Consider the following 25,463-nt stretch of genomic DNA (forward strand, 5'->3'; position numbering starts at 1 on the left):
GGTCAGTCGATCTTCCGCGCTTCCTCCGGCAGCATGATCGGGATGCCGTCGCGGATCGGGTAGGCGAGCTTCGCCGACCGCGAGACCAGCTCCTGCTTCGCCGCGTCGTATTCCAGCGGGCCCTTGGTCATCGGGCAGACCAGGATCTCGAGCAGTTTGGGATCGACGGAATTGGCGGGGCGTTCGAGCGGGGCGTTCATGGCAAGGGTCTCCGGCGGGCGCCTCTGTAGCATATCGTCCGCCTGGTTGTCGTCCTTCAAGGCTTGTGCAGGGCGATCCGGATCAGCTCCTCGATGACCGTGTCCAGTTGCTGGGCCGGCGACGGCCGATCCGACAGCGCGTGGCCGAGGAAGGCCCAGTAAAGCACCTGGGCGCGTGCATGCGCGATCGCCGGCATCAGTCCTTCGGCTGAAAGCAGGCTCTCGACATAGCCCAGCCGGCGTCTGTCGATGGCCTGGACGGCCTGGCGCGCGGCGGGGTCGGATCCGGCCCAGCTGCGCACGGCGCGCTCCAAGGTGAGCTTGACGGTGAACGCGCGCCGGAGGAGCACGGCAATCGCCGGCTGGTTGCCGGCGTTCGCCTCCACGCCGGTGATGATCTGCTCGGCCGCAATCTCCCGCCACTTCTTGAGGAGGGCGGCGTGAAACGCGGCCACATCGGCGAAATGCCAGTAGAAGCTGCCGCGCGACACGCCCATGGCTTTCGCCAGCGGCTCCGCCTTCAGCGCGGTGAAGCCCCGGGTGGCCAGCACCTTCAATCCCTGTGTCAGCCAATCGTCGGCGGAGAGCTGATCGGTCATGTCGTCACCATCAGGGCGACGGCGTGGTCCTCCTCGCCATCGCCGGCTACTGATGCTGCGAATCCGGTCGACATAGCCGCGGCACAAACTCGGCGAGATGACGGCATTGCGACGCTTTGCAACCGCTGCATCGCCTTAACTGCCGTTCGGCCGCACTCCGTTCACCGCGAGGCCACTGCCACGACACATTCGCCAAGAATGGTTCTAACTTAGAAGGAGTCTCTTTGCAGACACGGCGGCGAGCCGCTTAGTTGTTCGTCGTCGCGAACGGGTGCCCGGCGTCGACATCGATCCGGGCGCGCAACCGTTCTCCGATTTGCTTGTCGGGATAGGAGAGGGGACGGATCGATGTTGGTCGACGTGGTGTGGAAGTTGGTCGTCGTAGGTGGAAGCGTCGGCATGCTGCTGATGGCAGCGCAGGCGCACGCCGGGGAATCGAACGAGATCTGCCTCACCTATGCCAATGGTCAATTCGAGCCCAAGGAGCCGACCGTTCCTGCCGACGCGCCGCTGACGATCCGCGTCAAGAACATGGAGAGCAAGGCCATCGAGTTCGAGAGCGAGACCCTGAAGGTCGAGAAGGTGATCGCGGCCAACAGCGAGGCGGTGCTCAACGTCCGCGCCATGAAGTCCGGGCGGTACGAGTTCTATAACGACTTCAACGAAAAGGCCCGCGGCTTCGTCAACGTCCAATAGGTCCAGATCCCATGCTCGCCGCCCTGATCATCGTCTTCCGCGAAGTGTTCGAAGCCGGCCTGATCGTCGGCATCGTGCTTGCCGTCACCAGCGCGGTCCCGCATCGCCTGCGCTGGATCGGCGCGGGGCTGTTTGCCGGCCTGGTCGGCGCATGCATCGTCGCGGCGTTCGCGGGCACGCTGACTCAGCTATTCGAAGGCATGGGACAGGAATTGTTCAATGCAGGGGTCCTGTCGGCTGCCGTGATCATGCTGACCTGGCACAATGTCTGGATGGCCCGGCACGGCCGCGAGATGAGCAACGAGTTGCGGACGATGGGCCAAGCGGTGGCCGAAGGCGCCAAGCCGCTGGTCGCGCTGGCGACCGTGATCGCCATCGCCGTGTTGCGCGAGGGCAGCGAGGTCGCGCTGTTTCTCTATGGCGTGGCGGCCTCCGGTGACGGCGGCGGGCGGGCGCTGCTCGGTGGCGGCGTCCTCGGCCTGCTGCTCGGCGTCGCCGTCTGTCTCGCGACCTATCTGGGTCTGATGCGCATCCCGCCGCGCGCGCTGTTCAAGACCACCACTGTGCTGATCACCCTGTTGTCGGCGGGAATGGCCGCGCAGGCGGTGTTCTTTCTCGCCCGCGCCAACTGGCTGACATCGTTCGACCAGGTGGTGTGGGATTCGAGCGCGGTTCTGCCCGAGCGTGGCGTCGCCGGACGGACCCTCAAGGCCCTGATCGGCTATACGGATCAGCCCACCGCGATGCAGCTCGCAGTTTACATCGGGGTGATCCTCGCCACCATCGCGCTGATGCGTCTCACGGCGGCGCCGCCAGCGCCGCGTGCAGCCGCCGCCGAATGATCATTGCAGCGGCGGATCGCCCGAGGTCCGCTTCTTGGCGAGATCCATCTCGGTCACGGCGATGAGGATTTCGGCGCGGGTCTTGAGGTCCGGCGCCTCGAGCATCGCCTGCTTCTCCGCCGGACCGTAGGGCGACATCATCGCCAGCGCGTTCACGAGCGCTTCGTTCGGCGCCGCTTCGATGCCGGCCCAGTCGACCTTGAGATTGTTCGCCTTGAGGAAGTCGGTGAGCACCGCGAGCAGCGCCTCGCGGTCGACCGCGTCCTCACCCTTGCGCGCCGTGAAATCATCGACGAACGGGAAATAATCGACCCTGCACTGACGATAGGGCGTCAGCACCGTCATTTCCTCGACCACCTTGAAGCGGGACACGCCGGTGAGCTCGAGGATGTAGCGGCCATCGCCGGACTCGGCGAGCTGCGTGATCCGGCCGACGCAGCCGACCTTGAACAGCACCGGCCGCTCCTCGCTGGAGGAATGCGTGACGTCGGGCTGGATCATGCCAATGAGCCGATGGCCATCGCGAAGCGCATCGTCGACCATCGCGAGATAGCGCGGCTCGAAAATGTTGAGCGGCATTTGGCCGCGCGGCAGCAGCAAGGCTCCCGCCAATGGAAACACCGGAACGATCTCCGGCAGCTCGGCGGGACCGCGATATTCGGCATTGATCGGCATGCGATACCTCGTGTCCGCTGGAACGAGCGCGCGTCCCGTCCAGCCGGGTTACGAAAACAGGATCGTCGACAGCCGCTTGCGGCCCTCGATGGTGGCCTCGTCTGCGCCGCCCCAGGCTTCGAAGAACTGCACGAGCTGCTTGCGCGCGCCGTCCTCGTTCCATTTGCGGTCGCGCTTCACGATCTCGAGCAGCTGGTCGGTGGCTTCCTTCCGCTTGCCCGCGGCGTTCAGCGCCGTCGCCAGGTCAAAACGCGCCTGGTGGTCGAGCGGATTGGCGGCGACCTTCTGTTCGAGCTCGCCGACCGGCCCGAGCGACTGGGCTTGCTCGGCCAGATCGATCGCGGCCTGCACGGCGGAGACCGCCGAATCGCTACGCTTGGCGTCCGGGACCATCGCAAGCGTCTGCTTGGCCTCGTCGATCGCGCCGAGCTCGACCTGGCACTTCGCAAGCCCGGCGATCGCCGGGATGTTGGCGGCATCGACCGCGAGCACCTCGGCATAGATCTCGGCCGCGCCAGCCGCATCGCCCTCGGCGAGTGCGGCTTCGGCTTCCTTGAGGATTTCGGCGATGTCGGGCTCGCCGACGCCCGGAACGCCCTTGGTGATCTTTTCGATGAAGGCGGCGACCTGGCTCTCGGGCACGGCACCCATGAAGCCATCGGCGGGCCGTCCGCCGACGAACGCGATCACGGCCGGAATCGACTGGATCCCCATCTGGCCGGGAATGGCCGGATGCTCGTCGATGTTCATCTTGACCAGCTTGACCTTGCCGTTGGCGGCCTTGACGGCCTTTTCCAGGATGGGCGTCAGCTGCTTGCACGGTCCGCACCACGGCGCCCAGAAGTCGATGAGGACCGGCTGCCGCTTCGATTCCTCGATGACGTCCTTCACGAAGCTCTGCGTCGTGGTGTCCTTGATCAGATCCGGCACCTGCGGCGCCGCTCCGCCGCCCTGCTCAACAATGGTCACGGGGTCCCTCGTCCGAAAAATTCCGATGGACGGCGACCGGGAACCGGCCGCCGCCGCGCCTCAATACACGTTTTCTCTCACTTTAAGTGGCGGTCCAGCTGGAAATTTCAATCAGCGCCCATCGCGGCCCGGTGATGGGCAGGTTTGGGCCCGGTTCGGCCGGCCCCGACCGCAAAAATTTGAACGTCGTCGGCGTACGAAACCTGTCGCAGACCTGTTGCATTCGTCCGCGGCATTTGGCATAGGTCTGCCCGTCGCTGGCGGCCACGCCGCCAAGGCGTCACGGATGCGGGTGTAGCTCAGTGGTAGAGCACGACCTTGCCAAGGTCGGGGTCGAGGGTTCGAACCCCTTCGCCCGCTCCAAAAATTCCGCTCCGTTCCCCTCTCGCCTTATGCCTCATCATTTCGTCGGCGGGGATTTGTCCCAGGCCGCGAGTGCGTCGGCGAATACCCGATCTCCACTGGGACCTTTGCCGATGGCGAGGATGCCCCGGCGCTGGTTCGCATAGACGACCGGGATGTCGAACCATTCGCGCCGTGCGAGGAGTTCCTCGTTGCGCGCGCGATCGGCCTCGACGTTGGACAAGCCCACCAGGAATGAACCTTCGGTGATCTTGACGGAAAGCCCGGCAAGCGGCGTCCCGCGCGACTTCTCATCCGTCTTCATCAGCATTCCCGGGACGCTGCTGATGCCGCCACCGACGAAGTCGGCAGCGGGCCTGAATGTGAGCTCGGCGACATGGCTGGCCGGCAGGCCGGGATCGTCGTTGCGGCGCAACTGCAGGCTGACCTTCAGCTTGCGCTCGGGAATGTCGATCTCGCCACGGATCACCGGCGTGGGCCGCCCTGATTGTGCGTTCTTGACCGTCTCGGTCCGCCAGGTGATCGAGCCGGAATAGCGCCTACCCTTGGGGTCGGAGAGATCCTCATCATACAGCACGGCAAGTCCGGGCGTCCGCGCATCTGCCGCGTCGGACGAGGCGGTCGGGCTCGAAACGGGAGCGCTGCTCCGGGCGGCGTCTGGGCCAGCCGGCTGCGCCGGCTTCGCGGCGGCGGCGCTCAGTTGAGCGCCGCTGTCGATCGACGTGAACATCACGAGCGGCCGCTGCGTTCCGCTGGTGGCGCGCTCCACCGCGGCGTCGGTCTGGTTGAGGATCTCGGTCAGACGTTGGCCAGGCTGCTGGAGCGCCTCTGCAAGGGCTGCGGCGAACACGCCGTGGCCGTCCGGGCCGCGCTGTCCCGCCGTCCCGGCCTGTGCGGCAAAGGAGATCACGGTCCGTGCGGAAACGTCGACCGGGACGAGGCCGGCGGCAAGACCGGCGATGCCGCGCCCGGCGAACGGATTGGAGCGGAAGGCGTCGAGAATGATCACGTTCTGCCGGGGGCTCGATCCGCCCAGCTCGCGCAGAATCGCAGTCAGGTCGCGCAGCTCGGTGTTGAGATCCGCAGCTGTCGCCGGTGCCGCGTCGACCGGGACGAGATAATCGGCGCCGCCCAGGTTGAGCCCATAGCCGGCATAATAGATCAGCGCGACGTCGGCGTCGGCGATCCGGCCCTTGAACTCGGCAAGCGCGCGATCAAAGCCTCGCCTGTCGAGGTCGATCTGCGCGGCACCGCCGCTCAGGGTGAAGCCGAGCCGCGACAGGCTGTCGGCGATCAGCCGGGCATCCGCCGCCGGCTCGTCCAGCAGTGGTGCGCGCTCGTGAATGGAGTTGCCGATCACCAGCGCCACGCGCTTGTCGGCGGCAGCGGGCCCGGTCGAGATCAGGATCGCGCCGACGACAAGAATGGTTGCAGATAGTAGCTGTCCAACTCGGCCGATCACCCGACGCATGCCAACGATCTCCTGTCACCCGATCTGCGCGCTTGTATGACGATTTTACCGCATTTCGAACAAAGCAGGAACAAGAAACGTGGCAGGAAAGAGAAATCGCCGTGGGCTGTCGGGCGGCCTACACGACCACCGGCGTGCGCACCCGGCCGGCATCGCCGAACACGCGGAGATAACGGGCGATCTCGGCGGGATCGCCGGTCGCCTTCTCCGGGTTGTCGGACAGCTTCACGGCGGGATGCCCGTCTGCCGACGTCACCTTGCAGACCAGCGAGATCGGATCGAGGTCGACCGAGCCGTCTGGCGAGCACCCGACGAAATCGTTGGTCAGGTTGGTGCCCCAGCCGAACGACAGCCGCACCTGATCGGAGAAGCGATGGTGGATCTGCTCGATCGCTTCGACGTCCATCGCGTCGGAGAACACGAGGAGCTTCTGCTTAGGATCGCGCCCCTTCGATTTCCACCAGGCGATGATCTCCTCGCCGGCCTGGATCGGCGGCGCGCTGTCGGGACGGAAGCCGGTCCAGTCGGCGACCCAGTCGGGTGCGTCGCGCAGGAAGGCCTTGGTGCCGAATGCGTCGGGCAGCGCGATCAGCAGGTTGCCTGCGTAGGTCTGCCGCCACTGGTCGAGAATGCGATACGGCGCGAAGCGCAGCTCGTCATCGTCCTTGGCGAGCGCGGCCGCGACCATCGGCAGCTCATGGGCGTTGGTGCCGATGGCTTCGAGATCGTTGTCCATCGCCAGCAGCACGTTGGAGGTGCCGGTGAACGACGAGCCGAGACCTTCCTTGACGGCCTCGACGCACCAGCGCTGCCACAGGAAGCCGTGGCGGCGGCGGGTGCCGAAATCCGACAGCCGCAGCCCCTCGAGCTTGCGCAGCCGCTCCACTTTGGCCCACAGCTTGGCCTTGGCGCGGGCGAACAGCACGTCGAGTGCGAACCGGCCCTGGCCCTTCATGGCTTGGCGCGAGCGCAGCTCGTTGACGATCGCGAGCGCCGGGATCTCCCACATCGTGGTGTGGGTCCAGGGTCCGTGGAAATGCAGCTCGTACTGGCCCTCCGACTTGCGCAGCTCGTATTCGGGCAGGCGGAAATTGGCGAGCCAGGCGATGAACTCCGGCGAGAACATGTGGGTCTTGCCGTAGAAGGTGTTGCCGGCCAGCCAGATCAGCTCCTTCTTGGCGAAGCGGATGGTGCGGGCGTGATCGAGCTGCGCGCGCAATTCGCCTTCGTCGATGACGTCGCCGAGCCGCACCCGCCGGGTCCGGTTGATGACCGAGAAGGTCACCTGCTGACTCGGGTAGAACTCCCGAATCATCTGCAGCATCAACAACTTGTAAAAATCGGTGTCGAGCAGGCTGCGCACGATCGGATCGAGGCGCCAACCGTGATTATAGGTTCTGCTCGCGATGTCTGTGACTGTCATGTGATCGTTTTACAGCGCTGGCCGCAAACCCGCCACTGGGCTTGTCGCAGGAGGCCCTCGTGGCGCAGCGGTATCCTTGCTCGGGTTCGTGGCGGCTATTTGCGCGCCAGGAGCGGCACGCCGGGATCGAACGCCAGCACCGCTTCGGCCCATTTCGCGACGCGGAGCACATGGAGGTCGTTGCGATAGGGGCCGGCGATCTGGACGCCCAGCGGCAGGCCGTTGTTGCCGAACCCGGCCGGCAAGGAGACTGCCGGCGCTCCGACGAAGGTCCAGGGCGCGCAATATTCGGCGTCTCCGGTCCAATCCAAGCCGCGCGGCGCTTCGCCGAACGCCGGCAAGGTGAGCACTGCGTCGAAGCCGTCGAGCTCAGCGGCGAGCGCCTTCTGCCTGAGGGCCTGGGCCGCCTTCGCGGCGAGATATTCCATGGCCGTCTTGCTTCGCCCGCTCTCGACGTGGCCCTTCATGACCTCGCTGACCCGGTCGGGATGGCGCGCGATCAGATCGGAGAAGATCGTGGTCGCCTCGCTGAGCATGATCGTGGTGATCGCATGCCAGTTCACCGCGTCGAGCTCTCTCAGTTCGATCTCGGTGATCGTCGCGCCGGCGCTGCGCAGCTTGTCGATGACGGACTCGAATACGGTCTTCTGCTCCGCCTCGGCGCGCTCCCATTTGGCGAAGCGCACCGCCGCGAGCCGTGGCGTGCGGAGCGGCGTGAGGCCCTGGTCGATGTCGACGGTGAAGCCCGGCAGCGGCCGGCCGTGGCGATCATCTGCGCTGGTGCCTGCCAGCAACGAGAGGGCGAAGGCCACGTCGTCGACGCGGCGGGCGAAGAAGCCGACATGGTCGAGCGACGGGCTAAGCGGATGCACGCCGTCGCGTGGAATCGCGCCGAAGCTCGGCTTGAAGCCGACGACGCCGTTGAAGGCCGCCGGTCGGATCACCGAGCCGAGTGTCTGTGTTCCCAGTGCCAGCGGCACCAGGCCGGCCGCAACCGCGGCGGCTGATCCGGACGATGAGCCGCCCGGTGTGTGCTCGGGATTCCATGGATTGACGGTGGGGCCTGGATGGCGCCAGGCGAATTCAGTGGAGACCGTCTTGCCGAAGATGGTTGCGCCGAGATTGCGCAGCCGTTCGACCACCCAGGCGTCCGCATCCGGCACGTGATCGCGATAGATTTGCGAGCCGTTGGTGGTCGGCATGTCCGAGGTGGCGATGATGTCCTTGATGGCGACGGGAATTCCACCGAGCGGGCCGGTCTTTGGAGCGACATCCCGCGGCAGATATTCGAATGCTTTCAGCTGCGGTTCGATCGCCTGCGTCTTCTTCAGGCATTCTTCACCATAGGCGATGGCCGCTGCGGGGTCGGCTGCGAACCGCCGCAGCAGGTCGAGGACGCCGGCACCGGCCTTCGGTGTGGACACAGGGAAACGCTCGGACATTCATCGATCCTGTCGACTTGATCTCGTTGCCGGGCGGTGAACGGCCGCAGCGTGTTGTTCCGATCCTATCGGCTGTTCAAGCACACGCCAATCGTCCGGCCGATCGGCGCATATGAATACAGCGCATGGCGGCAGGCCCGTGCCGCGTGGCGGACAATCGCCGATGCGGCGCAGGCACGCGCACGGACATGCGCATCTGGCATGACATGAGTGGAGCCGCATCATTTGAGCCTCGCGCGAACCTGGCAGCAATCCGCTTCTCACCCGCTCAGGATGTGCTACCATTTTCGAGCAGGACCACTGATGTGGTCGGCCAAAGGACGTCTTCAGATACGTTCCGATAAGTAGACGCAGCCACATGAGCTGCCTCATGGGAGTGAAGCGATGACATCGGCTTTTCACCGAAGCATTCTTGCGCTTGCAACAATCAGTCTTCTCGCCGGCACCAGCATCGCCGGCGCGCAGCAGCAATCCGATCAGGGCAAGGGCCTGAAGAAATACGAATCCGGCACCAAGGAGTTCTGGACGCATCCGCCGGACGACTGGTTCCTCGGCGACGAGACCGAGGCGCAGAAGGGGCTGGCGCCGCCGTCAGGCCCGCCGACCGGCGCGTCCGATGCCGAGCTCGCGAAGATCGTCAAGCAGGTGAAGCTGCCGGACGGCTTCAAGATGGAGGTCTGGGCCTCGGGCGTGCTCGCCGCGCGGCAGATGGCCTGGGGCGACAAGGGCACGCTGTTCGTCGGCTCGTTCGGGCTTGGCAACGTCTATGCCATCACCGACAAGGGCGGCAAACGCGAGGTCAAGACGGTCCTCAAGGGCCTGAACATGCCGACCGGCCTCGCCTTCCAGGACGGCAATCTCTACGTGATCGCGGTCGACAAGCTGATCAAATACGAGAATGCCGAAGCCAGTCTCGACAATCTCGGCCAGGGCAAGGTCGTCTACGACGACATGCCGTCCTATGCGGCGCATGGCTGGAAATACATCGCGGTCGACAAGGAAGGCTGGTTCTATATCCCGTTTGGACCGCCCTTCAACATCGGCATCCCGCCGACGTCAGTCTCGCAGATCCGCAGAGTCGATCCGCGCACCGGCAATGCCGAGATCTATGCGCTCGGCGTCCGCAACAGCGTCGGCGGCGACGTCGACCCGCGCACCGGCAAATATTGGTTCACCGAGAATGCGCGCGACTGGGTCAGCGACGATCTGCCGAGCGACAAGCTCAACATGATCTCGAAGATCGGCGAGCATTTCGGCTATCCCTATTGCCACCAGGGTGACCTGCCGGATCCGAAATTCGCGATGGGTCACAAGTGCTCGGAGTTCACACCGCCAGTGCTGAACCTCGGTCCGCACGTGGCGCCGCTCGGCATGAAGTTCTACACCGGCGACCAGTTCCCGGCGGAGTACAAGAACAACATCCTGATCGCCGAGCACGGCTCCTGGAACCGGCACAAGTACCAGGGCGCACGGATCATGCGCGTCATCGTCGGCCCCGACGGCAAGGACCCCAAGCAGGAGGTGTTCGCCTCCGGCTGGCTCGAGGGCGACCAGGGCTATCTCGGCCGCCCCGACGACATCATCCTCGCCAAGGACGGCTCGATCCTGGTGGCGGACGACTGGGCCGGCGCGATCTATCGCATCAGCTACGAGAAGAAATGAGCTCGTCGTGAAAGCGGGGCTGCGCGCTGCCTTACGGCGGCCGCAGCCCCAACTATTTTGAATGTCGCGCGTTGATCAAGGAGGACGTGCCGCACCCGGTCGCGGGTTTCGGGTATCGTCCGCGCGCCAAAGCAACGATGGGAGCGAGAACGCCTGCGATGAATCCAGGGACCTCCAGAATGCACCAGGTGATGGCCGCCGCGCTGATGCTTATGCTCATGCTCGTGCTTGCGGCGCCTCCGGCCCATGCCGCCGATATCGAAGCGGGCAAGGCCAAGGCCGAGCTCTGCGCCGGCTGCCACGGCGAGAACGGCATCTCGCAGACCGAGAACATTCCTTCGCTCGCCGGCCAGCAGGATCAGTTCATCCAGTGGCAGCTCGTGTTCTTCCGCGCCGGCACGCGCAAGAACGAGGCGATGAAGCCGATCGTCGATCAGCTCACCAACGAGGACATCCGCAACCTCGGCGCCTATTTCGCCTCGCTGCAGCCGGCCAAGGCGCCGCCGGACAACGATCCGGATCTGTCGGCCAAAGGCGCGCAAGCCGCCGCCGGCCGGCGCTGTGCCTCATGCCATCTCGACAGCTATGCCGGCACCAAGGGCGTGGCGCGGCTCGCCGGCCAGCGCGAGGAATATCTCGTCAAGGCGCTGCACGACTACAAATCCGGCCAGCGCGTCGGCGGCAGCCAGGCCGCGATGACCGATGTTGCCTATCCGCTAAGCGACGAAGAGATCACGGCGCTGGCGCATTATCTGGCGCATCTGTAGTTGCTGGTGATGGGATGGGGTCTCGCGCCACACCCACAGCTGTCGTCCCGGACAAGCCTGCCGACGCGAAGCGTAGGCGGGCGCCGATCCGGGACCCATACCGCGGAGTCCATCGAGGGACTTCGCTGCGAGTTGCCTGCCTCACCACGGCCGCGGAGTATGGGTCCCTGCGTTCGCAGGGACGACACCTGTACTTGCCGCGGGACTGTGCCTGATCAACCTGAATCGCCTGATTATCCGGCCACTGCGGTCAACTTTGCCGCTGCGCCTCGTACACCTTGAGCTGCGTGTAGGATATGCGCAGGCGCGGCACCGGGACCTTGGCGGCATCGGCGCGGGCGACGAGATCGCCGATGACGTGATCGGCCTCGACCGGAAGGCCGGCGCTGAGATCGCGGAACATCGAGGCGGTCATCGGTGATCCCTCCGCGGTGAGCATGCCGGAGACGCGCTGGAAGAACGCGCCGGCTGGGGGATAGCCTGCGGCCGCAGCGGTGGCGCTGCATTCGTCGAGCATGCCGAGCAGGAAATCCTTGCCGCCCGGCGCGGTCAGGATCACGCCGACCGGCGCACGCATCAATGTGGTCGATGCAGCGAGCGAGGACAGGAACACCCACTTCTCCCACATGTCCTGCATGACGTGGTCGCTGGCCGACGCATTGAAATTCCCGCGCTGGAAAATCTCGAAGATCGCGCGGACGCGGTCCGACGATCCGCCGTCGCGCTCGCCGAAGCTCAGCGATTGCATCGGCTGCAACTGCACGACCTCGCGCTGCTCGTTCAGGGTCGCGGCGATGGCGCAGAGCCCGCCGAGCACGCGCGCGCCCCCGAACCTGGCGTCGAGCACGTCGAGATGTTTCATGCCGTTGAGCAGCGGGATGATCGCGGTGCTCGGACCCACGGCCGGCGCGAACGAGGTGATCGCATCGTCGAGGTCGTAGGCCTTGCAGCTCAGCAGCACGACGTCGAAGTGCTGCTTCAGAGCGTCCGCCTGTACGGTCGGCGGATTGGGGAGGGTGACGTCACCGGTCGGACTGCGGATCACGAGGCCGGCACTGGCGAGTTCAGCCGCGCGGCGCGGGCGGACCAGGAAGGTGACATCGGCGCCGGACTGCAGCAGCCGGCCGCCGAAATAGCCGCCGATGGCGCCGGCGCCGACGACGAGAATACGCATGGGTAGGTCCTCTCTCTCAGCGAGGTCTCATCATGCAGGAGCGAATAGCGAATGGCGAGTAGCGAATGGGGATGGCCACCATGCCCTACTCGCTACTCCCTGTTCGCCATCGCTTCTCACCATTTCTCGCCAAACGGACGGATCTCCATTTCGAAGGTCCACGCGCTCTTCGGCTGCTGGTAGAGCTGCCAATAGGCACCCGCGACCGAGGCCGGCGGCATCAGCAGGTCGGGATTGTCCAGCGCCTCCTTACCCCAGAGTTGGGCGCGGCGCTCGCGCACCCAGGCGGTATCGACGCCGGAATCGATGATCAGGTGGGCGACATGGATGTTCTGCGGCATCAGCTCGCGCGCCATCGCCTGCGCCACCGCGCGCAGGCCGAACTTGGCCGAAGCGAAGGCGGCATAGCCGGAGCCGCCGCGCAGCGAGGCGGTGGCGCCGGTGAAGAAGATCTTGCCGCCGCCACGGGGCAGCATTAGCCGGGCGGCCTCGCGCCCGGTGACGAAGCCGGCCCAGCACGCCATCTCCCAGACCTTGCGGAACACGCGGTCCGTCGTCTCGAGGATCGGGAAATTGACGTTGGCGCCGACATTGAAGATCACGACCTCGAGCGGCGCATGCCTGTCGGCGTCGCTGAGGAAGGCGGTGGTCTCGTCCTCCTTGCGGGCATCGAGCGAGCGCGCCTCGATCCGCCCGCCAGCGGCCTCGACCTCCGCGACCAGCGGCGCGAGCTTCTCGCCATTGCGCCGGCCGGCGAACACCGTGAAGCCTTCGGACGCGAATTTCTTGACGATCTCGGCGCCGATGTAGTCGCCGGCCCCGACGACCGCGACGGTAGCGTTGCGCTGTTGCATGCTTGCTCTCCCGATCTCACTTTAGCGTCATTGCGAGGAGCGAAGCGACGAAGCAATCCAGCCTTGCTTTGCGGCGGGATCGCGTTGCTGCGCTCGCGATGACGGCGATCACTTGCCCAGGATGTATTCCTCGACGTCGCGCAGCTGCTCCTTGCCGAAGAACATCTCATTGCCGACGAAGAAGGTCGGCGAGCCGAACGCGCCGCGCTCGACCGCGCGCTGGGTGTTCTCCACGAGCTTCGCCTTCACCTCGGACTCCTGCGCCCGCGCGAACAGCTTGGCGCCGTCGAGCCCCGACGACGTGATCGCAGCCACCGCGACATCGGGATCGTCCATCTTCTTCGGCTCGCGCCACATGTGATGAAACGCCGCGTCGACATAGGCCTCGAACACGCCCTCGAGCTGGGCCGCGATCGCCGCGCGCATCAGGTTCAACGTATTCACCGGGAAGTACGGGTTCCAGACCCAGGGCTGCACCTGGTAGCGCTTGAGGAAGCGCTGGGTCTCGACCTCGTGGAATTCACGCTTGTTCCTGATGCCGGCGAGCGACTCGGCCGGTGACCTGTTGTTGGTCGCCTTGAAGATGCCGCCGAGCAGCACCGGGACATAGTAGAACTGGACGCCGATCCGCTTCACGATCGCCGGGATCGCCTCATGGCTCAGATAGGCGTTGGGACTGCCGAAGTCGAACATGAATTCTGGCGCAGGACGGCTCATGGGCGGTCTCCTCGGTTTTTCACATTGTGGTCCAGCGCAGCAGCCCCGTCCAGGGTTTTATGACGGTCATCATATTCCAGCGGCCGGAAGACGCCGGTGGTGCGTCAGATCATCCGGCGCACCGTCCGCTTGCGCCACACCAGGAGATAATAGCTCATCTGCAGCAGCATCATCGCGGCGAACGTGATGGGATAGGCGAGCCAGACGCCGTCGAGCCCGATGCTGCGGCTGAGCCAGGTGGCGGCGGGCACCTCGATCGCGGCGATCGCAAACGCCGAGATCGCCAGCGGCATCCACACCGTCCCGGAGGCGCGCATCGCCGACGAGAACGTGATGGACATGCCGAACAGGACGGAGCTCCACAGCACGATGTGCAGCGAATGCTGCGCCACCTCGATGACGGCAGGGTCGGTGATGAAGAGTCCCATCAGCACCCGTGAGAACAGATAGCCGATCGCGACCAGGCCGCCGGTCAGCACCACGTTCATCTCGATGCCCGTGCGCACGATGTCGCCGATCTGCTCGGCTTGCCCGCGGCCGATCGCCTGGGCGCCGAAGATCGAGACCGAGATCGCGATCGACAGCGCCGGAAACTGCACATAGCCGAGCACCTGATTGACCGCGCCATAGGCCGCCGTCGCGTCCGAGCCGAAGCCGTTGACGAGGCCGATCAGCACCATTTCGGCCAGCGACATCACGATCATGCCGATCGCGGCGGGGATGCCGAGCCGCAACACCGCCCGCAACAGTTTCGCGTCCGGCAGCATGCCCCGCAGGAACGCGGCATCGATCGCCAGCGGGTGCTTGCGACGGCGCAGATGGACATGGAGCCAGGCCAGCGTCGTCAACGTCGAGATCGCCGAGGCCCAGGCGGCGCTGGCGACGCCGAGCACGGGCGCGCCGAGCCAGCCGCGGATGAAGACCGGGGTGAGCACCAGCCCGAGCGTGGTCGATGCGGCGAGCGAGGCCAGCGGCGTCACGGTGTCGCCGACGCCGCGCATCTGCGACGACAGCAGGATGTAGGCGAAGGTCAGCGGCATCGTGATCATCATGATGCGGGCATAGCCCGCGGCTGCATCAAGGATGTTGGCGGGCGTGGCGAGCGCGGTCAGCAATTGGCGGCTGAACACGCCGCCCAATACCGCGATCAGGCCGCCGAGCAGCAGCGCAATGGTCAGCGTCGTGCCGGCGACCTGCTTCACCTTCGCGGGCTCACCGGCGCCCCAGGCCTGGCCGATCAGAACGCCGGCACCTGAGCCGAGGCCCATGACGAAGGAGACGAAGAAGAACATCGCCGGGAAGAACACCGAGACCGCGGCGAGCGCATCGACGCCGATCATCTGGCCGAGATAGACGTTGTTGATGGTGCCGAACAGCGACTGCAGGATGTTGCTCAGCATCATCGGAACGACGAACGTCAGGAACGGCTTGCGCAGCGAGGCGGTTGGCGGCGACACGGCATGTTTCTCCGTCGACCGCTCTTCATTCGGAGTACGGTCGCGTTGCGAGGAATTGGAACAAGAGCCGCCGCGAACGGCCGCTCTCATTGGCTGTTGAAATCAGCCGATCTCACTCGGCGCGGTGGCGGTGCGCGAGTGCGACGGCGTGGTCGCGGATGTCGGCCGGCCAGTCCGCGATCAAGGCGGCGAAGCGGCCGAGATCGCCGGCGAACAGCGCCCGCGATGCCTCCTCGAACTGCGGCAGGTTGCTGCCGATCCCGGACATGAAATGATAGGCCGCATCGCGTGCCTCACGGGCGCGGTCGGTGTCGCCGCTGGCACGGCGGGCGTCGTGGACCAGCTTGCGCAGTGCGACCGAGGCGCCGCCCGGCTGCGCGTTCAGCCAGTCCCAGTGCTGCGGCAGCAAGGTCACCTCGCGGGCCACGACCCCGAGCTTCGGCCGGCCGCGGCCACGCGGCTCGCTCGGCCCTTGGTTCGCGGCCGCGCCGGCTTCGACCGGCAGGCGCGCCAGGATCTCCCGGTCGTTGCCGCGCAGATCGAGGTCGATCGGCTGTCCGGTGCGGTCGCTGAAAATCATGATCGGCTCGGTGCCCGGCGCGGCGTGTTTCAGCACCAGTGCCACCTTGGGCAGCGGCCCGGCGGCGACCCGGGTTTGGCCGGCAAATGCGGTGAAGGTGTCCATATCGGCAGTCCCATGTGATCACCCCAATAAGACCCGGGTGAAATTAAAGTCAATATTACCCGGGTAATTATTTCATGCCGGGGTGAGGATCCCGGCGCCTCGCCGAACCCGTCCTGTCCTGCTACGGAACGGCGCCCGCCACCCGATCCGTCCCTGGAAACCCCATGCTGACCGTTCACCACCTCAACAATTCCCGCTCGCAACGCGTGCTCTGGTTGCTCGAGGAGCTCGGCGTGCCCTATGAGATCATTCGCTACGAGCGCCAGCCCGACATGCGGGCGCCGAAGGAGCTGCGCGCCATCCACCCGCTCGGCAAGTCGCCTGTCATCACCGACAACGGCAACACCGTCGCGGAGTCCGGTGCGATCGTCGAATATCTGATTGAGACCTACGGCAATGGCCGCCTGATCCCGCCGCCGAAGACACCGGAGCGGCTGCGCTATTCCTATTGGCTGCATTACGCCGAGGGCTCGGCGATGCCGCTGCTGCTGCTGAAGCTGCTGTTCAACATCATGCCGAAGCGAGCGCCGGCGCTGCTGCGTCCGATCGTGCGCAAGGTGTCGAACCAGGCCTTGAGCACACTGGTCAATCCGCAGCTGAAGCAGCACATGGCGTTCTGGGAAAGCGAGCTGCAGAAAAGCGAGTGGTTCGCCGGCGATTCGTTCACCGCGGCCGACATCCAGATGAGCTTCCCGCTGCAGGCGGCGGCATCGCGCGGCGGCCTGGAGCAGGGCCATCCGCGGGCGATGGATTTCCTCGCGCGCATCGAGGCGCGGCCTGCCTACAAGATCGCGCTGGAGAAGGGCGGGCCCTACGAGGTCGGCCGCTGAGCGCTATTTGGCGGCCGTCGCCGGCGCCGCGGTCGCCGCAATCACCTCGCGCACCAGCCGGGCGACGCCCTTGATGTCGCCGTTCGGATCCACGGAATCGCCGAGCCGGACCACGACCATGCGCTGGCTCGGCATGATCACCAACCGCTGGCCGAGCAGGCCGAAGGCGAAGAACGCGTCCGGTGGAATTCCCGCGCGGGCACGTCCCTGCGCGTGAAAATGCTGGCTGCGGTTGGTCCACAGCCCGGCGCCGTAGTCGGTGTCCAGCGTCGCAGTTGCCGACATCGCGACCCAGCCTTCCGGGAGAATGCGCCGGTCGCCGACGACGCCGTCGCCGAGATAGAGCAGTCCGAGCTTCGCCCAGTCGCGCGCGCTCGCCAGCATGTTGCCGTAGCCCTGAACGGTCCCGCTCCCATCGTATTGCAGCGTCGCGCTGCGCATGCCGAGCGGGTTGAACAGCTCGCGCCAGGCCAGCTCGATGGTCTGCTCCGGTCCCCCGGCGGCGTCGCGGATGATGCGCGCCAGGATCTGGGTGCTCGCGCTCGAATAGGCCCAGCGCTGGCCGGGCGGCGCGATCAACGGCGCATGCACCGCGAACGCCGCCATGTCGCGGTGGATGTCCATCTGGCTCGACGGATCGAAGCCGGAATTGGTCTCGTCCAGCGCCAGGCCTGATGTCATGCGCATCAACTGCTCGATCGTGATGTCGTGGCGCGGATCTCTGGCCTCGCGCCACTCCGCGACCGGCGCCGGGATCGACGGGCTCAGCTTGCCCTGCCGGGTGAGGATGCCCAGCAGCGCATTGGTGACCGTCTTGGTCATCGAGAAGCCCACAAGTGGCGTATCGACGCCGATGCTCGGCGCATAGCGCTCTGCGATCAGGTGACCATCCTTGACGACGACGACCGCCTTGGTGCGGCGGAACGGCGGGTTGGCCGGCTCCTCGAAGGCGTGATCCAGCGCCGCCTTCAGCGCGGGATCGCTGGGCTCCACCGCCGTGTTTTGCGCGAAGTCGGGCAGGGCGGGAGCAGGCCCCGCAGCACGCAGCGCAGCGACGTCGGTGTGCGGCAGGTAAGGCGGCTTCTGGCCCTGGAACGTCACGCAACCGAGGCCGTCGTGAAACGAGGCGCGGGTGGCGTGCAGGCCGAGCAGCGACGCCTCGACCAGGCGCATGTCGGGCTCCACCCGGTAGCGCATCACGGCCCGCAACCGGCGCAGACCGGGCCGTTCCATGGTCTCCGCAAACACCGTTTGCGGATCGAGGCCGGAGACGTAGGTCTTGGCGCAGATCATCTCGGCGACCGCGCTGGTCGCGACGCGCAGCGCCCGGTCAGGCCGATAGGTGAGCCATCCCGCCACCAGCAGGGCCGCAAATACCAGCAGACCGACCACGAATCTTCGCAAATGCACCAGAACGTCCGACACCGTCTCGCGGGCGAGCCTCGCTGCGCCCTGGTATACTTCTAACGCGCCTCGGTCACCACGCCAACGGAGGGAAGCGGGTGAAGGGCCCCGCCGGGCGGCGGCAAATCGTCATCCGGGGCCACGATGTCCGACATCGCCTGGGAACCGGCGCCTCAGCGCCCGGCTGCGGTGGCGCCCTTGCTGCGCGGATCCGGCGCGCCGACGAATCCATCGGACGTCACCAGGATGGAGTTGGCCGAGGTCCGTCCCATCGGCTCCTCGATCTTGTGACCTCGGGCGCGCAGACCGGCGAGCACGTCATCGGCAAAACCCTTCTCGATTCGGACCTCGTCGGGCATCCATTGGTGATGCAGGCGAGGCGCGGTGACGGCCTGTCGGACGTCCATCCGATAGTCGAGCACGTTGACGGTCACCTGCAGCACGGTCGAGATGATGCGGCTGCCGCCCGGGGAGCCCGTGACGAGCACGGGCTTGCCGTCCTTCAGCACGATGGTCGGTGACATCGACGACAGCGGCCGCTTGCCGGGGCCGGGCAGATTGGCTTCGAAGCCGACCAGGCCGAAGGCGTTGGAGGCGCCGGGCGCGGCGGTGAAATCGTCGAGCTCGTTGTTGAGCAGCACGCCGGTGCCCTCGGCGACGAGGCCGACGCCATAGGGGAAGTTCAGCGTGTAGGTGTTGCTGACGGCATTGCCGTCATTGTCGACGACCGAGAAATGCGTGGTGTTGCTGCCCTCCCGCAGCGGCGTGGTGTTGAGCACGTCGCCGGCGCTGGTGGCGTGCGCGGGATCGATCCCGGCGCGCTGGCGCGCGGCATAGTCCTTCGACAGCATCGCGCGCACCGGCGCGTCGACGAAGGCGGGGTCGCCGAGATAGCGCGCACGATCGGCATAGGCACGCTTCATTGCCTCGATTAGCAGATGCAGCGACGCGGGCGAGCCCTGCTTCAGCTCAGCGAGCGGAAAGCCTTCGAGGATGTTCAGCATCTCGACCAGCACGGTGCCGCCCGACGACGGCAGCGGCATCGACACGATGTCATAGCCGCGATAGGTGCCGCGCACCGGTGTGCGCAGCACCGGCTGGTAGGATTTGAGATCGTCCGCTGTCATGATGCCGCCGGCATCCTGGATCGCCTTGGCGAGTTGGTCGGCGACCGGCCCTTCATAAAATCCGCGCGGGCCCTGCCCGGCAATGGCGGTGAGCGTCGCCGCCAGATCGCGCTGGATCAGCCGGTCTCCTTCCCTCAGCACCGTGCCGTCGGGACGAATGAAGATCGCGGCCGACGATTTCCATTTGGCCAGCCGCGGCGCCATCATCGGCAGGGTGACGGCAACGTCGTCGGTGACCGGGATGCCGTCGCGCGCCAGCACGATCGCCGGATGCAGCAACTGCGCCAGCGTGAATTTGCCCGAGCCGTATTTCTCCAGCGCCAGCGCGAGACCTGCGACCGATCCGGGCACGCCGATCGACAGTGCGGAGTCGCGCGACTTGGCATTGTCGGGCTTGCCATCGGCGCCGAGGAAGATGTCGCGCGTGATGGCAGCAGGGCCGGTCTCGCGATAGTCGATCGCCACGTCCTCGTTGGTCCTGGCGATGTGAATGACCATGAAGCCGCCGCCGCCGATGTTGCCGGCAACGGGATAGGTGACCGCCATCGCAAAGCCGGTGGCAACAGCGGCATCGACTGCGTTGCCGCCGAGCGCGAGGATGCGCTGGCCGACTTCGGCTGCGATCCTCTCCTGTGCCACCACCATGCCATGCGCGGGCGGCTGCGCCGGCGCGGCGACACCGGGTGGCTGCGGGATGTCGATGGCTTGCGAATCCAGCGCCCGCGCCGGCAGGCAGCCGGCCAGCAACAGCATGAAACCCGCAAGGAGCCGTCGTCGATCAATCGTGAACGTGGTCATCGCAATTCCGCCGTTGCTGACATCCGCCTGGGATCGTCAGATGTTATAGGGCCGCGTCGCCGGCGTAAAACGCGACACCGTGATCGTCGCAGGATGCGACGCCGTGATCGCAAAGGATCTTCGAATGGCCGTCACCACGATCGAGACCTCTGGCACTGCCGACGGCCGAATCTATCCCGGGCGCGCGGCCGTCGTCAGCTGGATCTTCTTCGATTGGGCGGCGCAGCCCTATTTCACGCTGATCACGACCTTCGTCTTCGCGCCCTATTTCGCGGCGCATGTCGCGCCGGACGCCGCGAGCGGCCAGGCGCTGTGGGGCTTTGCGACCGCCGCGGCCGGCATCGTCATCGCGCTGCTGTCACCGGTGTTGGGCGCGATCGCCGATGCCACCGGCCGCCGCAAGCCATGGATCGCGGCGTTCGGCGCGATGCTGGTGATCGGCGCCTCGCTGATGTGGATCGGGCGTCCCGGCGCGCCGGAGCTGATCCCGCCGCTGCTCGCGGTCTATGTGATCGCCACCATTGGCGTCGAGTTCGCCACGGTGTTCAACAACGCGATGATGCCGACCTTGGTGCCGCCGGAACGCATCGGCCGGCTGTCCGGCACCGGATGGGCCACCGGCTACGTCGGCGGCATTCTCTCGCTCGTCATCGTGCTGGGCTTTCTCGCCGCCAATCCCGATAGCGGCCGCACGCTGTTTGGATTCAAGCCGCTGTTCGGGCTCGATCCCGTGAGCCATGAGGGCGACCGCATCTCCGGTCCGCTCACTGGGCTCTGGTTCATCGTGTTCGTGCTGCCGATGTTCCTGTTCACGCCGGACTTTCCGGCGCGGCACCGGTTGGGCGCGGCCGTGCGCGAAGGCATCGGTCAGTTGAAGGAGACATTGCGCAGCCTGCCGCAGCAACGTGACGTTGCGTTCTTTCTGCTCGCCAACATGATCTACACCGATGGGCTGGTGTCGCTGTTCGCGTTCGGCGGCATCTATGCCGCCGGCACTTTCGGCTGGAACACGATCCAGATCGGCACCTTCGGCATCATCCTCGCCGCTGCCGGCACGTTCGGCGGCTGGCTCGGCGGCAAGCTGGATGATTTCCTGGGGCCGAAGCGCGTGATCGCCGGCAGCATGACCTTGCTGCTGCTCGCGATCATCGCGATTCTCATGGTGAGCCGCGAGTCGATTCTGTTTATTCCGGTCACGCCGGCGGTGCCCGGCGGCCCGCTGTTCGCCTCGCTGCCGGAGCGCGCCTATCTCTTGCTCGGCTGCATCATCGGCGCCTGCGGCGCGCCGCTGCAGGCGGCCTCGCGCTCGCTGCTGATCCGGATGGTGCCGAAGGAGCGCGTGGCGCAATATTTCGGTCTGTTCGCGCTCACCGGCAAGGTGACGTCGTTCATCGGCCCGCTGCTGATCGGCACCATCACCGCGGTCACCGCGAGCCAGAAGGCTGGCATGGCCGTGCTCGTGCCGTTCTTTGCGGTGGGGCTGGTGTTGCTGGCGCGGGTCAACTCAGACCGTCATGCCCGGGCTTGACCCGGGCATCCATCCCGCTTCGACAGGCTCTTCTTTAGACGATGGATTGCCGGGTCAAGCCCGGCAATGACGACCTCGCTAGTGCCGGAAGTGCCGCACACCGGTCAGCACCATGGCGATGCCGTGCTCGTCGGCGGCCTTGATGACCTCGTCGTCCTTCACCGAGCCGCCCGGCTGGATCACTGCGGTGGCGCCGGCCTCGATGCAGGCGAGCATGCCGTCGGCGAACGGGAAGAACGCGTCGGAGGCGACGACCGATCCCTTGGTCAGGGGCTCGGCGAGCTTCAGCTCCGCGGCCGCATCCAGCGCCTTGCGCGCGGCGATGCGCGCCGAATCGACCCGGCTCATCTGCCCGGCGCCGATGCCGACCGTTGCCGAATCCTTGGCATAGACGATGGTGTTCGACTTGACGTGCTTGGCGACGCGGAAGGCGAAGCGCAGGTCACGCAGCTCGGCCTCGGTGGGCGCGCGCTTGGTCACCACCTTCAGCTCCATGTCATCGACGACGGCATTGTCGCGGCTCTGCACCAGCAGGCCGCCGGACACCGTCTTCGCGGTCAGGCCGGCCTCGCGCGGATCGGGCAGGGCGCCGGCGAGCAGCAGCCGCAGTTTCTTGCGGCCGGCGATGATGGAGATCGCCTCCTCGGTGGCGTCGGGCGCGATGATCACCTCGGTGAAGATGCCGGTGATCGCGCGTGCCGTGGCGGCGTCGAGCTTGCGGTTCATCGCGATGATGCCGCCGAACGCCGAGGTCGAATCGCAGGCCAGCGCCTTCTGGTAGGCGGTGACGAGATCGGGCCCTTCGGCGACGCCGCACGGGTTGGCGTGCTTGACGATGACGCAGGCGGCGGTGCGCGCCGGATCGAACTCGGCGATGCACTCATAGGCCGCGTCGGTGTCGTTGATGTTGTTGTAGGACAGCTCCTTGCCTTGCAACTGGCGCGCGGTGGCGACGCCGGGACGGCGGCCGGGCAGCGCGTAGAACGCCGCATGCTGATGCGGGTTTTCGCCATAGCGCAGCGACTGGATCAGCTTGCCGCCGAAGGCGCGGTAATCGGGCGCGTCGTTCTGGATGGTGGCGGCGAACCAGTTGGAGATCGCGGCGTCATAGGCGGCAGTGCGCGCATAGGCCTTGGCAGCAAGCCGGCGGCGCAGCAGCAGCGTGGTCGAGCCGTCGTGCCGCGTCAGGTCGTCGAGCACGGCGTGATAGTCGTTGACGTCGACCACGACGGCGACGTCCTCGTGGTTCTTCGATGCAGCGCGGATCATCGCCGGGCCGCCGATGTCGATGTTTTCGATGCAGTCGTTGAACGCGGCGCCGCGCTCGACCGTGGCCTCGAACGGGTAGAGGTTGACGACGAGCAGGTCGATCGGCGCGATGTCGTGGCTCTTCATCGCCGCCGCATGCTCATCATTGCCGCGGATCGCGAGCAGGCCGCCATGCACCTTGGGGTGCAGGGTCTTGACGCGGCCGTCCATCATCTCTGGAAAGCCGGTGAGGTCGGAGACGTCTTTGACCTTCAGGCCGGCCTCGGAAATCGCCCTGGCGGTGCCGCCGGTCGATACGAGCTCGACACCGCGCGCCGCAAGCGCGCGCGCGAACTCGACCAGACCGGTCTTGTCGGAAACGGATAACAGGGCACGGTGAACGCGACGAAGCTGATTGGTCATGGGCAGAGTCCTTGTGCAGGAGTTCAATTTGCCCAGGCGCACGGCGGTCAATCCCGCGCTCCCCGATGGTGCTCCATCCAAAGTCGCCAGTCGCACGAGAGCGGGCCTCATATCAGCTTTTGCCGCCCGCGACAACGGGTGGGCGATCAAACGATCATCTTGGCCTCACAGCTCACCATGTGGGTGCACGGTCTCGCCCGAATATCGGCCGCGTCCCGAGGGCCCGCCGAAGGCGGACGTCTCGACGGACGGTGATGTGAGATGATCTGAGAAGCGAGAGCCAGGGTGTTACAGCGGCAATTCCGGCTCTCTCCGAGCATTGCGGCGTCCGTTGGTCTCGGTCGGCGACGCCGACGAGCGCACGAAGCTCCAGCGGATCGATGGGGCTTGCTGCGCGTCCTGCCGGATCACCAGCTGCGTGGTGCGGCGCGGACCGTCATTGCCGGCGAGAAACACGCTGTCCTCGAGATCGACGCGATCGTCGAACGTCTCGAACGTCCAGACCTCGCGATTGGGCAGCACCAGCATGGCGCCGCGGCCGTCGCTGAGCCGGCTGGCCTTGACGGCCGGATGCAGATGGAAGCGCAGCGCGTAGTCCGAGCCGCCGCCGCGAAGTCGGGCGCCTTGCGCCGGCGTCACGGTATCCTCGCCGTCGAGCCGGGAGCCGTCCTCGGCCGCCACCAGCACGCGGCGGTGGACGAGGCCGAACTTCGCCGCGTAGCCATTGTGCGAGGTCGACAGCACGGTGCCGTCCGGCACGACCTCGCGGAAGTTCTCGACCCGCGTCGGACCCGACACGATCGGCGCGCCATGCAGCAGGCGCTTCATCGCCGACATCTCGACGAAGGTGCAGGACGAGGTGTTGTGATAGGTCAGCGTCGAATGCGCCACCGTGCTGCGCGCGAAGGCGCGCCAATTGTCGCGGCCGGTGGACGGCATGCCGCAATTGATCACGATGCGGCACGGTCCGGAGGACATCTCGAAGGCGAGACAGCCGGCATGGGCCTCATGGCTCAGATGCGGCGGCGGCGGCGCACCGGTGTCGACGATCACCGTCATCGGTCCGGCGTCGAGCCGCTGGAAACCGGAATGCGGCATGCTCGCCATCGGCGTGCCGTGGGTGTCGTCATAGGCGAGCAGGGTCGCCAGCAGGTCGGACGGGGTGCCGCCCATGCCATTGAACAGCGCCATGTTGCCGTCGCCGTGCCGGAAGAAGCGCAGCATCGGCATCATGCGGTCGATGGCGTTGAGCAGCGCCGGAGGCGGGGCGATGTTGCGGGCCGCAAACGTCTGCCGCAGCGGCAGCAGGTCGATCAGCAGCTCGATCAGCGCGCCCGGATTGCGCGACACGTGGCCGCCATCGGGCAGGATCTGCCGCTGCAATTCGTCGGAGAGTTTTCGGGTCGCGCTGCGGATGTGCTTGGCCTGGTTGGCGAGGCACAGCGCCGCGTAACACAGTGCGATCAGCACCTGCAGCCGCGGCGCTCCATCGGGGATGTCGATGGTCGAATAGCGCAGATAGCGGATCTCGCGGGTCAGCCCCCGAAGATAGCGGCGGTAGAACTTGCCGTCGGAATCGGCCAGCACCAGCGGCGCCTGCGATAGCAACGAGATCACCCGCCGGGCCAGCACGTCGGCGCGCCGGCTCAGCGGATGGCGGCCAATCTGGTTGGTGATCCAGTCGTCGACCAGGGCACGGGCGTTGGCGCGGGTCAGCGCGGTGTCGGCTGCGCGCAGATGTCGCAGCCAGCCGAAGCCGAGCAGGGCGACCTCCCAATCCTCCGACGGCGGCTCCAGGTCGAAGATCGAGCGGCCGTGGCAGGTCACGATCTTGCCGGCGAAGACGAAGCGGCCGGCATAGATCTCGGCGGCCCGCGTCGCGTCCGAAGTGCGCAGATCATGCGGCGCAATGATGAGTCGGTCCGCCCGTCCGGGCCACAAGCCGGACACGGATACCGATACACCGCTGACGTTGGACATCAGGCTGCGCGCAAAGCGGCCCATCACCAGCGTCGATATGCGTCTGCGTTGAGCGGCGGACACGCCAAGCCTTGGATTCAGAGGGGGATTCGGTTGCGCATCCTTCATAGATCGCAACTGCCGCCGATA

Annotated in this window: 22 protein-coding genes, 1 tRNA gene and 1 riboswitch; of the genes, 7 read left to right on the forward strand and 16 right to left on the reverse strand. The window is 66.3% G+C overall.

Going from position 1 to position 25,463, the window contains the following annotated elements:
* Window positions 1-2 precede the first annotated feature (2 nt).
* Together QX121_RS10610 and QX121_RS10615 are read right to left on the reverse strand one after the other, a co-directional pair.
* Window positions 3-200, reverse strand: a complete 198-nt coding sequence (locus tag QX121_RS10610) for a Trm112 family protein (protein ID WP_006613415.1) — start codon at window positions 198-200, stop codon at window positions 3-5.
* A 56-nt stretch (window positions 201-256) separates the two neighbouring features.
* The gene (locus QX121_RS10615) at window positions 257-799 is read right to left on the reverse strand and encodes a TetR/AcrR family transcriptional regulator (protein WP_315811888.1); all 543 of its coding nucleotides are present in this window, start codon (window positions 797-799) and stop codon (window positions 257-259) included.
* Between the two features lie 348 nt (window positions 800-1,147).
* Here QX121_RS10615 and QX121_RS10620 point away from each other — a divergent pair, with 348 nt between their 5' ends.
* Window positions 1,148-1,495, forward strand: coding sequence for a cupredoxin domain-containing protein (locus tag QX121_RS10620; protein WP_315811889.1), 348 nt, complete (start codon window positions 1,148-1,150; stop codon window positions 1,493-1,495).
* 11 nt (window positions 1,496-1,506) lie between these two features.
* Window positions 1,507-2,337, forward strand: a complete 831-nt coding sequence (locus tag QX121_RS10625) for an FTR1 family protein (protein WP_315758703.1) — start codon at window positions 1,507-1,509, stop codon at window positions 2,335-2,337.
* Here QX121_RS10625 and QX121_RS10630 read toward each other — a convergent pair whose 3' ends face one another.
* Together QX121_RS10630 and trxA are read right to left on the reverse strand one after the other, a co-directional pair.
* Window positions 2,338-3,012, reverse strand: a complete 675-nt coding sequence (locus QX121_RS10630; RefSeq protein ID WP_315811890.1) for an LON peptidase substrate-binding domain-containing protein — start codon at window positions 3,010-3,012, stop codon at window positions 2,338-2,340. It abuts the gene before it with no gap.
* 48 nt (window positions 3,013-3,060) lie between these two features.
* A complete protein-coding gene (gene trxA / locus QX121_RS10635; RefSeq protein ID WP_315781732.1) occupies window positions 3,061-3,981 on the reverse strand; it encodes a thioredoxin in 921 nt (306 codons plus the stop codon).
* Between the two features lie 288 nt (window positions 3,982-4,269).
* On the opposite strand from trxA, the gene QX121_RS10640 reads away from it, so the two are divergent.
* Window positions 4,270-4,344 (forward strand) — tRNA-Gly (locus QX121_RS10640).
* Window positions 4,345-4,381: 37 nt separating this feature from the next.
* Here QX121_RS10640 and QX121_RS10645 read toward each other — a convergent pair.
* The 3 genes from QX121_RS10645 to QX121_RS10655 all read right to left on the reverse strand — a co-directional run bounded on the left by QX121_RS10645 (window position 4,382) and on the right by QX121_RS10655 (window position 8,680).
* Window positions 4,382-5,815, reverse strand: coding sequence for a caspase domain-containing protein (locus QX121_RS10645; RefSeq protein WP_315811891.1), 1,434 nt, complete (start codon window positions 5,813-5,815; stop codon window positions 4,382-4,384).
* Window positions 5,816-5,933: 118 nt separating this feature from the next.
* Window positions 5,934-7,238 (reverse strand): nicotinate phosphoribosyltransferase, encoded by a 1,305-nt coding sequence (gene pncB, locus QX121_RS10650; protein WP_315811892.1) that lies wholly within the window; start codon window positions 7,236-7,238, stop codon window positions 5,934-5,936.
* A 95-nt stretch (window positions 7,239-7,333) separates the two neighbouring features.
* Entirely contained in the window at window positions 7,334-8,680 is a 1,347-nt protein-coding gene (locus QX121_RS10655; protein ID WP_315811893.1) for an amidase, read from the reverse strand.
* 384 nt (window positions 8,681-9,064) lie between these two features.
* Between QX121_RS10655 and QX121_RS10660 the strand changes: the two genes are divergently transcribed.
* Complete coding sequence (locus QX121_RS10660) at window positions 9,065-10,342, forward strand: PQQ-dependent sugar dehydrogenase (RefSeq protein WP_315811894.1); 1,278 nt, start codon at window positions 9,065-9,067, stop codon at window positions 10,340-10,342.
* Between the two features lie 179 nt (window positions 10,343-10,521).
* A complete protein-coding gene (locus QX121_RS10665; protein WP_315811895.1) occupies window positions 10,522-11,109 on the forward strand; it encodes a c-type cytochrome in 588 nt (195 codons plus the stop codon).
* A 250-nt stretch (window positions 11,110-11,359) separates the two neighbouring features.
* Here QX121_RS10665 and panE read toward each other — a convergent pair whose 3' ends face one another.
* The 5 genes from panE to QX121_RS10690 form a co-directional block, all read right to left on the reverse strand.
* Window positions 11,360-12,283 (reverse strand): 2-dehydropantoate 2-reductase, encoded by a 924-nt coding sequence (gene panE, locus QX121_RS10670; protein ID WP_315811896.1) that lies wholly within the window; start codon window positions 12,281-12,283, stop codon window positions 11,360-11,362.
* Window positions 12,284-12,399: 116 nt separating this feature from the next.
* Window positions 12,400-13,137: an SDR family oxidoreductase gene (locus QX121_RS10675; RefSeq protein WP_315811897.1), complete on the reverse strand. Its 738-nt coding sequence runs from the start codon at window positions 13,135-13,137 to the stop codon at window positions 12,400-12,402.
* A 108-nt stretch (window positions 13,138-13,245) separates the two neighbouring features.
* A complete protein-coding gene (locus tag QX121_RS10680; protein ID WP_315811898.1) occupies window positions 13,246-13,854 on the reverse strand; it encodes a 2-hydroxychromene-2-carboxylate isomerase in 609 nt (202 codons plus the stop codon).
* Between the two features lie 104 nt (window positions 13,855-13,958).
* Window positions 13,959-15,257: an MATE family efflux transporter gene (locus tag QX121_RS10685; protein WP_315812019.1), complete on the reverse strand. Its 1,299-nt coding sequence runs from the start codon at window positions 15,255-15,257 to the stop codon at window positions 13,959-13,961.
* A gap of 166 nt (window positions 15,258-15,423) precedes the next feature.
* Window positions 15,424-15,996, reverse strand: a complete 573-nt coding sequence (locus QX121_RS10690; protein ID WP_315770601.1) for a DUF2239 family protein — start codon at window positions 15,994-15,996, stop codon at window positions 15,424-15,426.
* Between the two features lie 164 nt (window positions 15,997-16,160).
* Between QX121_RS10690 and QX121_RS10695 the strand changes: the two genes are divergently transcribed.
* Entirely contained in the window at window positions 16,161-16,826 is a 666-nt protein-coding gene (locus QX121_RS10695) for a glutathione S-transferase (RefSeq protein ID WP_315740652.1), read from the forward strand.
* A 3-nt stretch (window positions 16,827-16,829) separates the two neighbouring features.
* Here QX121_RS10695 and QX121_RS10700 read toward each other — a convergent pair whose 3' ends face one another.
* Entirely contained in the window at window positions 16,830-18,236 is a 1,407-nt protein-coding gene (locus tag QX121_RS10700; protein ID WP_315811899.1) for a serine hydrolase, read from the reverse strand.
* 167 nt (window positions 18,237-18,403) lie between these two features.
* Entirely contained in the window at window positions 18,404-20,110 is a 1,707-nt protein-coding gene (gene ggt, locus QX121_RS10705; protein ID WP_315812020.1) for a gamma-glutamyltransferase, read from the reverse strand.
* 169 nt (window positions 20,111-20,279) lie between these two features.
* Here ggt and QX121_RS10710 point away from each other — a divergent pair, with 169 nt between their 5' ends.
* On the forward strand, window positions 20,280-21,683 hold the full coding sequence (locus QX121_RS10710) for an MFS transporter (protein WP_315811900.1): 1,404 nt from the start codon (window positions 20,280-20,282) through the stop codon (window positions 21,681-21,683).
* A gap of 78 nt (window positions 21,684-21,761) precedes the next feature.
* On the opposite strand, the gene purH is transcribed toward QX121_RS10710, so the two are convergent.
* Complete coding sequence (gene purH / locus QX121_RS10715; RefSeq protein WP_315777314.1) at window positions 21,762-23,354, reverse strand: bifunctional phosphoribosylaminoimidazolecarboxamide formyltransferase/IMP cyclohydrolase; 1,593 nt, start codon at window positions 23,352-23,354, stop codon at window positions 21,762-21,764.
* Window positions 23,355-23,377: 23 nt separating this feature from the next.
* A riboswitch (ZMP/ZTP riboswitch) is annotated at window positions 23,378-23,458 on the reverse strand.
* A 184-nt stretch (window positions 23,459-23,642) separates the two neighbouring features.
* Complete coding sequence (locus QX121_RS10720; protein WP_315758723.1) at window positions 23,643-25,358, reverse strand: heparinase II/III family protein; 1,716 nt, start codon at window positions 25,356-25,358, stop codon at window positions 23,643-23,645.
* Window positions 25,359-25,463: the final 105 nt, after the last annotated feature.

It is taken from the genome of Bradyrhizobium sp. SZCCHNR2028 (genome assembly GCF_032380995.1).
GTDB lineage: Bacteria > Pseudomonadota > Alphaproteobacteria > Rhizobiales > Xanthobacteraceae > Bradyrhizobium.